Origin of the sequence: Acinetobacter sp. YH12131, assembly GCF_013418635.1 — a bacterium.
Classification (GTDB): Bacteria; Pseudomonadota; Gammaproteobacteria; order Pseudomonadales; family Moraxellaceae; genus Acinetobacter; species Acinetobacter towneri.
Genome location: NZ_VPBQ01000016.1, coordinates 12,236 through 25,484, shown reverse-complemented (window position 1 = coordinate 25,484; position 13,249 = coordinate 12,236). Strand labels below are relative to the sequence as shown.

The following is a 13,249-nucleotide window of genomic DNA, read 5'->3' as shown; positions in this document are numbered from 1 at the left end:
TAGTTTACGCCATAACACAGCAAATGTTGAAAGAAGAAATATAGATGATTAATTGGCATACAAAACCACGTTACAGATTCACTTTTATGCATAAAGCTGCAACGCATCAAAATTCATCTACCCATAAAAAGCGTATTGGTTCACATTTTTAATGATATTTCATCGAACCAATAGCATATAAATATTTAATTTTTATGAAAAATTTATTTAAACTCAACATTGATTGCTATAATCACGCCCATTTTTAGCACAACCGTGCTGTAAATTGGTTTTAAGTTGATATTTTTATGATGCGTAACTTTTTAGGTGCAATTGCACTATATTTTGGATTTATTTTTCCTGTTCAAGCCATGCCATTTGATCCATTGATTGGTACATGGAAAGTAATTGATGATCATACAGGGCATTATATTGCGGAAATTGTGATTCGTAAGAACTCTAAAACTTCGGAATATAGTGCTGTAATTACTCGAAATTTATTGTCGGTAGGCACAACTCAATTAGAGGTATGTAGCAAATGCCAAGGCAACTTAAAGAATCAGCCCATAAAAGGCATGCAGGCATTAGAAGGCTTGGTAGCAAATTCAAATCCAAAACAATTTTCGCAAGGACAATGGATTAACCCGAAAGATGGTTATGTCTATAAAATTGATGCTCAATTAAATGCGGCGAATAATCAAATGAAAGTATATGGCAAAGCCAAGAGCGCGAATGCGATTAGCACGATGACTTGGAAAAAACTTTAACAGATTGTACGGCGTATTTTTGAAGCTACTTGATTGAAAGATAGTTCTTTATCCGACATAGACACCAACATATCAAACCGTCCGCTAAGAAAATTGCAAAAGTGCATATTCTAAAAGCGGACATTTTTACTTTGGAGAAACCGGACATTTCTACTTTGGGCTTACAATACCATTGCGCATAATGTACATTATGTTAAATAAGATATCTGAAGACAGCACCCTGCATTTAGCTGTGCAGATTATGACAATTCGCGTTGAATTAATCGAGTAAAAGTCTGGGTAAATTGCTGTCCTTGCTCTGCAAAAAACCAATTTACATGCCCAACAATCCAATCATAATAAGCAGTATCGGCATGTTTCAGGTTTTGGGTAATTCCGACAAAATATTCAAGCTCTGAAAATGCGAAATCCAAATGCACAATTTTTAGCAACTCTGGCAAAATACTAAAGTCTTGTTGTGGATGTATTTCTGCAAAATACGCTTGTAAAAACGCGCTTAAACCCGCTTCGTCAATATTGATTTGTGATGTATGTTCTAAAGCCAGCCAATCTATAAAGTTACGCTCAATCGTGACCGCAAGGTCATAAAGCGCTGAATTTCGATCTGATAAACCAAAATCAATTACCGCTGTAATATTGGCATCGACACTTTGCGCAGACCAAAACAGATTGGAAGCATGCAAATCATTATGCGTCCAAATTTTAGTGGTCTGCTGCAATATATGCTTAATTTTATGATGCGTCTGAGATACACGCTCTAAAAAAACGGCGTCTAAGTTTTTATCGGCAAAATAACGGCTCAATTCAGGGCTATTTTGAATACGTTGCTGAATAGCCGTTACAATATTTTCACTTTCTAAAAGCTGCTGATTCGATACCAAATAACGCGCCGATCTGCCATGTAACTCAGGAAAATCCTGCATGGCGACATGCAATTTGGCAAGCAAACTTCCCACTTTTGCAGCATGTTCTGTATAGAAAAACGGCGTCCAAGATTGCTGATCGACATATAAGTCAAAACCTGCTGCTTTTTCGTAGACTTCATAAGTCCAGTCGCCCATTTCTAAAGCGGTCAGTCCGCAATTCGAGGCAATTAATGTCGCAACAGGAATGTTTTTACTGGCTAAATGTCGCAAAAAAGCATGCTCTTGCAAAATATCTTGCGCATTACGAAATGAACGATGACTGCGTTTAATGAAATACGAGCGACTTCCTATTTTATCTGTACTGGCTGCATCCTGCGTGACTTCAATCACTGCGGCAGATGAAAATGGGCGCGGACTGCACCACAAAATTTGAATACCCCCTTGCAAACATGGGTAATACGGTTGCAGGTTGTGTAATTCTGAGACAGTCAGATGTGCCCAATCTTTATGTTCCCAGTCATTCCCCATGCCATGACCTAAATCATGTGTGATTGTGGTCATTTTAGATATTCCTTAACTTGATCAGTATTGTGTAATCGTATATTCCCCATCATCCATCTCAAACAACCATTTTTTAGATGAATATTATCTATTTAATTAACTGTTTTGGCTTGTCGTAAACGTAAATTGACTTCATCTACAATCTGATCTAAACCCGTGTCATAAGCGGCTTCATTCACAAAAGACACCATATTTTGCGTAACTTGCGGTAAATTGTAATCTGCATACCATGACAATGAATTCACTTCTATTTCACGTTCACCCTGCAAAATCACGAATCTTCTTTGCATCCAAGCCTGCAAATTTTCACCCGTATAGGCATCATAAAAAATAATATCGGTCAGATAAAAATCTTTCATCATGTAGGAGTAAGCCACGCTATTTTCTTCTGGCTCATAATTAAAAAAAGGTGTGGTGGTCAGATGAAACTCAACCAGAAAATGACGTTTTAAACGATGATTTTGATATTCCGCTTTGACTTTAATCGGGCAACTGATTTGCGCAAAATCAATTTCATGTTCAGTATTTTGCTTAAAATATTCAGCCAAAGACCAGACCTGATGTTTAATGAAATCCTGCATTAAAAACTCAGGTTCAAGTTGTGAATTGATTAATCCCAACAGTAAAGATTCAACTTCTTCTTTCGTTAAATAAATGTCTTCAACAATATGCATGCCAATCTCTAAATATGCTGCTGCGATAGAAAAATCCTAACGGAAAGGCTTGTATTTGTATAGCTATGCAATCGTAGAGTGTGATCTATATCTAGCAATCAATTATCGACGTAGATTGAATCTTAATCATGTTTTCAGCTATGCTATCAACACATCAAATTTCACTTCAAACACGCCTCGTTGCGTAGGAGTAATCTCATGTCTAAGAAGTTACCTATTTACTTCTCTGACGCTGCTTGGGCGTCATTACAAAAAATCATGGGCAGCGATGGTAAACCCAGCCCTAGCCTTAATGCCCTGCTTGAACAAATTGAATTGCTGAATCAGCATGATTTTCAAGCGCTTGCTAAAAGAAAAACGCTGCATCTTCCCGTAACAATAGAATCCATTCCTGCAGGTTTTCCTTCGCCTGCTCAAGACTATATTGATAAAAATATTGATCTGAATGAATATCTCATTTCCAATGAAAATGCGACCTTTTTAAATGTGGTACGCACCACCTCTATGGTGAATGCTGGGCTTGAATACGGCGATATTGTACTGGTAGATCGCAGCAAAGAAGCCAAACACCGCAGTATTGTGGTCGCATTAATTGACCAAAAAGACCTGACTATTAAACGCTTGATGATTACAGCCAAAATGTCCAAAAGTGAATTGGCCGAACATTTTGGTGAAGACTATGACCCTGCCACTTTGCCTGAAGCTTGGCTTAAAGCAGAAAGTCCCGACTATGACAGCATTTACCTGAAAGATGGGCAAACGTTTGAAGTCTTTGCGGTGGTGACGTGGAACTTAAAAAACTTGATGGCTTAAACCAGCACACCATAATAAAAGTCAAATAAGCAGAATATACATGAAACCTTTAAAGCAAATTTTTGCGCTGATTGACATCAATAATTGTTATGTGAGCTGTGAGCGGCTGTTTCAACCACATTTGAATCATCGTCCTGTAGTAGTGCTCTCCAATAACGATGGTTGCGTGGTATCACGTTCCGAGGAAGCCAAACAACTTGGCATTAAAATGGCTGTGCCCTTTTACCAAGTTCAAGAATTGATTCAACAACACGATGTTGCTGTCTTTTCAAGTAACTATGCACTTTATGCGGAAATGTCCAGACGTTTTAATAATACGATTCAACAATTTGTTAGTGCCAAAGATATTGAAATTTATTCAATTGATGAAACATTTATTGAACTGAATTCATATTCTCAGACCGACTTAAATGAATTAGCGCAAGAAATTAAAGCAACTTTATGGCAATGGCTGGCTCTTCCTGTCTGTGTCGGTATTGGTCACAGTAAAACTGAAGCCAAACTAGCCAATCATCTTGCTAAGCGAAACCGCTATTTCAACGGCGTATGTAATTTACTGGATATGGATTTATGCAGCAAAGAAGCCTTGTTTCAACACATTGATGCCGCTGAAGTCTGGGGTGTGGGACGCAAAAACGCTAAAAAATTACAATCATTGGGTATCCGTTCTGTATTTGATCTAGCAACAAGCAATCCAGACCAAATGGAGCGCCAATTTTCTATTTTGATGAAAAAAACCATTCTTGAACTCACAGGTACAGCATGTATTGAACTGGAGCACAATACCGTAAGTAAGCAGCAAATCATCAGCTCACGTTCTTTTGGGCAGCGTGTAACAGATATTCATGCGCTTTCAGAAGCTTTGAGCGATTATTTACAATCTGCTGTGCAAAGGCTCAGAGCTGAAAAAAGTTTATGTGGTTGTATGATCATTTTTGCGCAATCTAACCGTTTTGATCCGCGCCAAGTTTTTTACAATCAATCGGTCACTATTGCTTTCAATGAGCCAACAGATTCTGCTTTGCTCATGAACAAAGCCATGATGAAGCATGTGACAACGCTATTTCAGGAAGGAATTGCCTTTAAAAAATGTGGTGTGATTTTAACGGGACTTGAACCCAAACAAAGCTATATTCACGACCTGCTTACAGATACTGACGCCATTGAAAAACAGGAACAATTACAGCAAGTGTTGGATACCGTGAAAAATAAATTTGGTGTGCAAAAACTCGCCATTGGAGCATGTAAATTGCAAGATCGAACTTGGGCGATGCAGCGCAGCCATTTAAGCCCGAATTATTTTAGCTGGGAAGGTTTATTGGCGCTTGGTGATTAGCAGTTATTTGATTGGGCTAAAAAAGCTCACAATATGAGACCTAATTTAATGCTTAAAAGTACTACAAAGTAGTATACAATTAAACACTACAAAGTAGTATAAAGGTGTTTGATGTATACCATCTGTGAGACTACTTTTTTACCAATGAATATCCCTACTATTGGACTGAAGAACAATACAATGACTTTAAAATTTTCATTGCCGAGAACCCTACAGCAGGAGATGTAGAACCTGGTACTGGCGGCGTTCGTAAAATTCGATGGGGTGGAAAGAGTAAAGGTAAACAAGGTGGTGTTCGTGTAATTTATTACAACCGTTTAGCAAATGGCGAAATTTGGTTATTGACCTTATATAGTAAAGACACAATTACCCAACTTGAGAAAAAGACACTTAGACAATTAGCGGAGTTACTGAAATGAGTCGTTTATTAAGTGACAAAGAATTGGAAGCTCGAGAAGCAAAACGAGACTTAAATGTTGAATTATTAGAAGGCGTTAAACAAATGCTTGCTAATAACGCAGCAAGAAAAACTGTGATCAATGAAACAGATGTTGCTTTAGCACGAAGAAAGTCTGAACTCACTCAAGATCAATTTGCTAAAATTTTAGGTATCTCTAAACGTACATTGGAATCTTGGGAGCAAGGTGTTAGAAGACCTTCAGGAGCAGCTCAATCACTGATTAAATTGTTTATTTTAGATCCTCAATTTGTTCGTGACCATCTCGCTTAAATGAAATAGCCCTCAACAACGAGGGTTATTATTTTGCCTTTCCTATAGCAACAGCAAATCTTAGATAGCATTTGAAATGCAACACCATGTTGTTGCCATAATACCTGACTCGGACTTTTAAAGCCGAGTCTTTTTCTTGGACGGTGATTCAAATCAGAACAGCGTTCTACTTCTGCAAGATTAGTCTTTATTCAGCCCAACAAACTTGGCACGTGCTTTATGCAGTTTTTTGTAGCTGTCGATTAAACGTAAATGACGATCTAAACCTTCAAGCTGCATATTGGTTTCGGCTAGACCATAGAAACGTACTGTGCCTTCAACAGAACCCATGACTGCATCCATACGTTCATTGCCAAACATACGGCGGAAATTGACAGCATAATCGGCAATATCCATTTCATCATCTAAAATAACTTCAAGCACGACATTCATACATTGATAGAACAAGCCACGTTCTACGGTATTGGTGTTGTATTGTAAGAATGCTTCGACTAAATCTTTAGCTTCTTCAAACTGTTCTAATGCCAAATAAATCAACAATTTTAATTCGAGGATGGTGAGCTGCCCCCAAACGGTATTGTCATCAAATTCAATGCCAATTAAGGTTTTGATTTCGGTATAGTCATCTAGCTCACATTCTTCCAAACGCTCAACTAAAGCTTCAAGTTGCTCATCATCCAAACGGTGCAGATTTAAAATGTCTTCACGGTACAGCAAAGCTTTATTGGTATTATCCCAAATCAGGTCTTCTACCAAATACACTTCTGAATAATCAGGGACTAAAATTCGGCAAGCAGTTGCACCTAAATGTTCATAAATCGCCATATAGGATTCTTTGCCCATTTCTTCTAAAATCGCAAATAAAGCCTCAGCTTCTTCGACATTGCTATATTGACCATTGTTGGTGAAATCCCACTCTACAAATTCATGGTCTGCCTGCGCACTAAAGAAACGCCAAGACACCACACCACTAGAATCAATAAAGTGTTCAACATAGTTATTCGGCTCAGTTACCGCATTCGTGCTAAAGGTCGGCTGTGGTAAATCATTTAAACCTTCAAAACTACGCCCTTGCAATAGTTCAGTTAAGCTGCGCTCTAAAGCGACTTTAAAGTTTGGATGTGCACCAAACGAAGCAAAAACACCGCCTGTACGCGGGTTCATTAAGGTCACACACATGACAGGGAATTGACCGCCTAAAGACGCATCTTTCACCAATACTGGGAAACCTTGTTCTTCTAAAGCCTGAATACCTGCCACAATACTTGGATATTTTGCCAAAACTTCTTGCGGTACATCAGGCAGGCTCATTTCTTCCTGAATAATTTCACGCTTCACTGCACGTTCAAAAATTTCAGATAAACACTGCACTTGCGCTTCTGCAAGCGTGTTACCTGCACTCATCCCGTTACTTAAATATAAGTTTTCAATTAAATTTGATGGGAAATATACCGTTTCACCATCGGATTGACGCACAAATGGCAATGAACAAATACCACGTTCAGTATTGCCTGAGTTGGTGTCATATAAATGTGTGCCCAGCAACTCATCTTCAGGATCATAAATTTCTAAGCAATATTCATCTAAAATTTCTTTAGGCAATTCACCATTTGGGCCAGGCTTAAACCATTTTTCATTTGGATAATGCACAAATTCGGCATTGGCAATCTCTTCACCCCAGAACTGATCGTTATAGAAGAAGTTACAGTTCAAACGTTCAATGAATTCACCCAAAGCAGATGCTAATGCACTTTCTTTGGTTGCGCCTTTACCATTGGTAAAACACATTGGCGATTGCGCATCACGAATATGTAATGACCAGACATTTGGCACGATATTACGCCATGAGGCAATCTCAATTTTCATGCCCAAACCTGCCAAAATACCCGACATATTGGCAATAGTTTCTTCAAGCGGTAAATCTTTACCAGCAATAAAAGTCGCTTGAGATGAAGTCAAGTTCGGCATCAGCAAAGCTTGTGCATCGGCATCAATGCTTTCGACTTGCTCAATCACAAACTCAGGGCCTGTTTGCACGACTTTCTTTACGGTACAACGGTCAATAGAACGTAAAATCCCCTGACGGTCTTTTTCAGAAATATCTGCAGGCAATTCCACCTGAATTTTAAAAATCTGTTTATAACGGTTTTCAGGATCGACAATATTGTTTTGAGATAAGCGGATATTATCGGTTGGAATATCACGTGATTGGCAATAAACCTTCACGAAATACGCAGCACACAATGCAGATGACGCAAGGAAATAATCAAATGGGCCTGGCGCAGAACCATCGCCTTTATAACGGATGGGCTGATCGGCAATGACGGTAAAATCGTCAAATTTAGCTTCAAGACGCAAGTTGTCTAAATAATTGACTTTAATTTCCATGCAGGCACCTATTGTATGTGCCTACTCAGACACAAAATTATAAAATATTGATTTATAAGCCGAATCAAGAGGGAGAATAAGACTTAAAAATGAGGTTTGAAGTCATCGCAACGGTATAATAGCGACTCCAGAATATGCGGCAACATTATAAAGTGATTTGGGTGAATTGATAATGCTATAAATACAGATTTACTGAATTTAAGCAAAGTTGCTAATTAATATATACAAACATAATATATTTAAATGTATGGTATATTGTCTTTAGGTTCTAATCTGCTTGATGGTGAAACAACATGAAATATACCGAACTCACTGCTGAAATTTCGTCTAATATCAAATCCATTAAAGAACAATCTCCCGATTTACTTAAAAGCTTTAATGCCCTATCACAAGTTGCGATGAAAGACGGCGTAATTGATGCCAAAACCAAAGAATTTATTGCCCTTGCCATTGGGGTTGCGCAACGCTGTGATGGTTGCATTGGTTTTCACGTCAGAACCTTGGTCAAAATGGGCATGACTTTTGAAGAACTGAATGAAATTTTAGGTATTGCTGTTTATATGGGTGGTGGTCCATCGCTGATGTATGCTGCGAACGCTGTGGCTGCTTTTAAAGAGTTTTCCCCATCTACTGCCGAGTAACCTTATCTAAGTATTTAAGCTGAGTTAAAACTATGTCAAATATCCATAATGAATGGGATGAACGCTACAGCCAACATGATCATATTTATGGTGAACAAGCCAATGCCTACATTCAGGAGATTACACAAAAGCTGCCAATTCAAGGCAAAACTTTAGGCTTAGCCGAAGGTGAAGGCCGTAACTTGTTATATTTGGCTGCGTTAGCACAAACGAAGGGACAAGTTTTTAAAGCAGATTTGTGGGACTATTCCCAAGTTGCTTTAGATAAAGCCCAAGGCTATGCCCAGCAACGTGGCCTAAGTCTGAATACCCAGAAGCAAGATTTAAGTCAGGTGAATTGGCAAACCAATCAATATGACAACGTGATATGTGTATTTGGTCACTTTAACCCTGATACACAGCAAAAAGTGTTAAATGGCGTGCGTGAAACATTGGTCAACGGCGGTTTATTTGTAGGTGAACTGTACTCGACCAATCAGCTGGAATATAAAACGGGTGGACCTCGTGCATTAGAAATGCTGTACGACCCTATCCAGTTTTTAAGCCATTTCAAACATGATCATCTGATTCATTTCTTTGTGGGCGATGTAGAGCGTTCAGAAGGCAAACTGCATCAGGGCAAATCTCATGTGATTCAATTTGCGATTCGTATTCAGAAATAAAAGACTGAATCTTTTACATCAAAAAGCTTGCTCCAATGCAATTAGAGCAAGCTTTTTTGCGCTTTAGATTTGAATATTCAGTTAGATATTTGCTCGGAAATTTTTAAAATCACTCAAACACATCTTTCATAGATTTTGGCATTCCTTGTACCGACTGTAATTCGCCCTGTTTATTTTTCCAAAGCACAACAGGTGTGGCAAAGAACTCGTATTTATCCATCAGTGCCTGATTCTGTTCTAAGGTTTTTTCTACATGTACAGGCACAGTTTTTTGCTCGATCAGCTTTTTTTGTCCGTATTGACGATGGAACGCATTAAAGGTCTGCTGTGGGTTTTTCGCCATTAATAAAGTCGCGGCCTGCCCTTTGCTTTCAGGTCGGATCACCGCCACAATAATATGTCTTAACTGAACTTTGCCAGATTCTACCCACGGACGTGCCTGCTTCCAAAAGGTATGGCAATACGGACAATTCGGGTCTGAAAACACGTAGACAATTTTTTCAGCACTGGTTTGCCCATCCTGAATCCAAGTAGCGTGTTCCAGACTTTGCCACACATCTTCAAGTACCGACTTTTTCACATAACGGTCTAAAGCATCGACGGTTAAATTATTGCCTTGTGCATCAAACAAAGTGCCTACAATATAGTATTTCTGATCATTGGAAATAAACACTGTCGCAGGACTTTGTTCAATATGCCCTGCCCAACCTGTCATTTGTGCAGGTGCCTGAATTTGCTGCACAAACTTAAAACCTTCTTTTTCAATGTGCTGTTTTAAGCTGTCCTGTGCTTGCAGCATACTCACACTACTGGCAAGACTCATACCTATCGCCAGTTTCAGCATGTTATTTTTGATGTTAGATGTCATATTGATTGTCCTTAATTTTGGCTTCACGGCGGGTTTTCTTTCAAATCGTTAAGAGCGCGTTTATGGATTCGCTTGTATTTTTTTCAGATAATGCTGCAGCATCGGCTTGGTCAATTCACCCATGTGATGATCGACCAATTCTCCTTGTGCATTAAAAAACAAAGTACTTGGCAAACCGAACATATTGAAGTGTTGTCCTAAACGAGCTGCAGGGTCTAATAACACGTGTTCAAACTGAAATCGATGTTTCTGTAAATAGGCTTGAATCTCTGCTGCAAATTCGCCTTGATTGGCAAATACAAAATTGACCTCAGGGAAATCTTGCTGTGCTTGTTGCATAACAGGCATTTCACGGTGACAAACTGGACACCAAGTCGCCCAGAGATTAATCACGGTGGGCTGACCTGAAAATTGAGCTAAATCTTGAGGTTGTTGCGCTAGGTTGTGCAATACTAGATTGGGATAGGCATGCTGCGTCTGCAAAGGTTGGATAAGACTCCAACCTACAACTTGTACTGTAATAAAGAGCGCAACTGCCCATGCCAGAACAACACGTTGAATAGCGCGATTTTTCCAGACAAACCACGCCACACCTGCCATAACTGCGGCAATCAGATGAAAGCCTTTGTCCTGAATTTTTAAAATATCAATCGGGTTGGCAAAGTACAGCTCATAATGCTGCAACACAAAAACTGCCCGCCCAACTAAAGCACCAATCCACAGCGCATTCCATAATGCATCCTGATAACCTGTCCAAGTCTGTGCATTCCATGTATAACGACGCTGAAAAAATTTACCCATTGCAAAGACGACAATCAGTCCTAGCAATAAAAACACCAATGGCCATGGAATCATCAACATGCCTAACTGCAAGACTGCGGATTGAATCATGGCGCAGCCTCTTGCAGTTGATGAATATTTTGAATCAATTGCGCTGCGTTATAAGCACCTGTTAGACGCAATTCACGTTGTTCCCGTTGTGGATCTGCCAAAAATAACAACGTTGGCGGCCCTAAAATCTGCCATTTTTTCAATAAGGCATCTTGTGAAGGATGCTGTTCGGTTAAGTCGAGTTTAATCCGCACCACATGCTTTAAAGCATCTTGCACATCGGTACGAGGAATCACATCACGCTCAATCGGCTGACACGCCACACACCAATCGGCATAGACATCAATCACAATCTTTTGATGAGCATGTGCGGCCAAAGCTGCATTCAACTCTTGTTCTGTGCGTACTTTGATCCATGGCTGTAATTGGTCTGCTTGTACCTGCGCATTGACACTGGCAATACTCTGATTGACATGCCAAATTCCACTACTGGCGATTACTGCCACCAAAGCCAATAACGAAAAACGCTGTGGACGATGTAACACGTGGCGCAAAATTGCAATTAAATATGCAGCGAAGGCAAATAACACCACAGCAAAAGCAACATAGTACCAAGTCACAGAAAATAGCGGACGAGCAAAATACAAAGCCATTGCCAACATGATAAAACCAAAGCTAAATTTTAGCCGTTCCATCCACAAACCTGGCTTTGGCAAATATTTCGCGCCAAACACGCTGGCAATAAGTAAAGGAATTCCCATACCTAAACCGAGCAGGAACAAATATAAACCACCCAATGCTGCTTGATCCAAATGTGAGACGTACAGCAATGCTCCCGCTAAAGGCGCACTCATACATGGCCCGACAATCAGTGCAGAAATCACCCCCATAACGCCCGCACCCAATAAAGTACCGCCTTTTTGATATTGCTGAATACGATCTAAACGCTGTAACACTGCTTGTGGTAATGACAACTGATACAGTCCAAACAGGTTTAAAGCAAAGAGCACAAATAACATAGCAAAAACTGCAATCACTACGGGATTTTGGAACCAACGCTGTACGCTATAACCAATGTGTGACGCAACAACGCCCATCAAGCCATAGACTAGCGCCATACTGACGATAAAGGTGATCGCAATTGCTGCCGCTTTATAGCCTGTATTGCGCTGCACCAAAATGCCAGAAAGAATTGGAATCAGCGGCAATGAACACGGTAAAAAAGCCAGTAATACCCCAAAACCTAAAAAGATAAACGCATTCAGTAACAACCCTTGCCCAGACAATAAATTCAGGAAAAATTGATCATTGTTCCATTGCTGATTCAGACTCGTACTACTGGCTGTTTCCGTATTGCTTGAATTGGCTGATGCAGCGAATGTATTGTCTGTCAATGCCGTATCTGTATTTTCAATCTCTAAGGAATTTGCTAAATCAACGTTTTCTACTGGTTCAGGGGTAAGTTTAGGATCAGCTTGTGTTACAGCAACCGCATTTTCAGCAAGCTGTGCTTTGTTTTCTAGCGTTTGCTGTTCAAGTTTGAGTTCTTTTGTCGATACAGTATTTGCAGTTGTCGTAACTTGTTTTTGTGTACTAGAACCATTGGCTTGATGCTTATCTGCATCATTTAAGTTAGTGTTTAAAGCAGCCTGATTATTCTGATTGAGTTGCTGAAGTAAATTACCTTTGCCCGCACTTAAATTATGCTGTGGCAATAAACCATCGGCATCGGTTTGAATCGTTTTACGCTGTACGGGATAACACAAACCATCTTCAGCGCAGCCTTGCCAAGTAATTTGATATTGCTGATTAGGCTTCACCTGAATCTGTGTTGTCACTTGCCCATAATGCACACGTGTCAGCCCGAAAGTCGGATCATCTTTTTCCTGCCCTGCAGGCAATTTAAAAGCAAGCGGCTTTTGAGCCTGACTGACTTTGAATTGATCGTGATATAAATAGTAATGCGGTGCGACATCCCATTTCAGTTCAACCGTTTGTTCAGACAATGACGTCGTCTGAAACTTAAAAGCTTGATCGGACGCTAAAAATTCATTGGCAGCATTGACCCACACCGCACACAGACTCAACACAAAATAAGCAATGACGCGAATAAAAATCATGTATTTATACTAA

At 39.6% G+C, this 13,249-nt stretch carries 12 protein-coding genes; 6 read left to right on the top strand and 6 right to left on the bottom strand.

From position 1 onward, the window contains the following. Positions 1-287: 287 nt before the first annotated feature. Positions 288-746 carry a DUF2147 domain-containing protein gene (locus FTU66_RS10975; protein ID WP_180112803.1) on the top strand — a complete coding sequence of 153 codons (459 nt, stop codon included), beginning with the start codon at positions 288-290 and terminating at the stop codon, positions 744-746. A gap of 239 nt (positions 747-985) precedes the next feature. Here FTU66_RS10975 and FTU66_RS10970 read toward each other — a convergent pair whose 3' ends face one another. Together FTU66_RS10970 and FTU66_RS10965 are read right to left on the bottom strand one after the other, a co-directional pair. Beyond that, on the bottom strand, positions 986-2,173 hold the full coding sequence (locus tag FTU66_RS10970; RefSeq protein ID WP_180112802.1) for a phosphotransferase enzyme family protein: 1,188 nt from the start codon (positions 2,171-2,173) through the stop codon (positions 986-988). 92 nt (positions 2,174-2,265) lie between these two features. Then, positions 2,266-2,847, bottom strand: coding sequence for a hypothetical protein (locus FTU66_RS10965; RefSeq protein ID WP_180112801.1), 582 nt, complete (start codon positions 2,845-2,847; stop codon positions 2,266-2,268). 198 nt (positions 2,848-3,045) lie between these two features. Between FTU66_RS10965 and FTU66_RS10960 the strand changes: the two genes are divergently transcribed. From FTU66_RS10960 to FTU66_RS10950, 3 genes are all read left to right on the top strand, one after another. Then, entirely contained in the window at positions 3,046-3,660 is a 615-nt protein-coding gene (locus tag FTU66_RS10960; protein WP_180112800.1) for a LexA family transcriptional regulator, read from the top strand. Positions 3,661-3,700: 40 nt separating this feature from the next. Next, complete coding sequence (locus tag FTU66_RS10955) at positions 3,701-4,996, top strand: Y-family DNA polymerase (RefSeq protein WP_180112799.1); 1,296 nt, start codon at positions 3,701-3,703, stop codon at positions 4,994-4,996. Between the two features lie 415 nt (positions 4,997-5,411). Next, positions 5,412-5,726: a DNA-binding transcriptional regulator gene (locus FTU66_RS10950; protein ID WP_004973819.1), complete on the top strand. Its 315-nt coding sequence runs from the start codon at positions 5,412-5,414 to the stop codon at positions 5,724-5,726. A gap of 180 nt (positions 5,727-5,906) precedes the next feature. On the opposite strand, the gene FTU66_RS10945 is transcribed toward FTU66_RS10950, so the two are convergent. Continuing rightward, on the bottom strand, positions 5,907-8,114 hold the full coding sequence (locus tag FTU66_RS10945) for an OsmC domain/YcaO domain-containing protein (protein ID WP_180112798.1): 2,208 nt from the start codon (positions 8,112-8,114) through the stop codon (positions 5,907-5,909). A gap of 293 nt (positions 8,115-8,407) precedes the next feature. Between FTU66_RS10945 and FTU66_RS10940 the strand changes: the two genes are divergently transcribed. Then, positions 8,408-8,755 carry a carboxymuconolactone decarboxylase family protein gene (locus tag FTU66_RS10940; protein ID WP_004973824.1) on the top strand — a complete coding sequence of 116 codons (348 nt, stop codon included), beginning with the start codon at positions 8,408-8,410 and terminating at the stop codon, positions 8,753-8,755. Positions 8,756-8,787: 32 nt separating this feature from the next. Further along, positions 8,788-9,417 carry a class I SAM-dependent methyltransferase gene (locus FTU66_RS10935; RefSeq protein WP_180112797.1) on the top strand — a complete coding sequence of 210 codons (630 nt, stop codon included), beginning with the start codon at positions 8,788-8,790 and terminating at the stop codon, positions 9,415-9,417. A gap of 109 nt (positions 9,418-9,526) precedes the next feature. Here the strand turns inward: FTU66_RS10935 and dsbG are convergent, their stop codons facing one another. The 3 genes from dsbG to dsbD are packed head-to-tail and all read right to left on the bottom strand — an operon-like array spanning position 9,527 to position 13,236. Next, the gene (dsbG, locus tag FTU66_RS10930) at positions 9,527-10,285 is read right to left on the bottom strand and encodes a thiol:disulfide interchange protein DsbG (RefSeq protein ID WP_180112796.1); all 759 of its coding nucleotides are present in this window, start codon (positions 10,283-10,285) and stop codon (positions 9,527-9,529) included. 60 nt (positions 10,286-10,345) lie between these two features. Further along, complete coding sequence (locus FTU66_RS10925; RefSeq protein ID WP_104851946.1) at positions 10,346-11,176, bottom strand: TlpA disulfide reductase family protein; 831 nt, start codon at positions 11,174-11,176, stop codon at positions 10,346-10,348. After that, positions 11,173-13,236, bottom strand: a complete 2,064-nt coding sequence (gene dsbD / locus FTU66_RS10920; protein WP_180112795.1) for a protein-disulfide reductase DsbD — start codon at positions 13,234-13,236, stop codon at positions 11,173-11,175. Before dsbD ends, FTU66_RS10925 begins: the two co-directional genes overlap by 4 nt. Positions 13,237-13,249 lie beyond the last annotated feature (13 nt).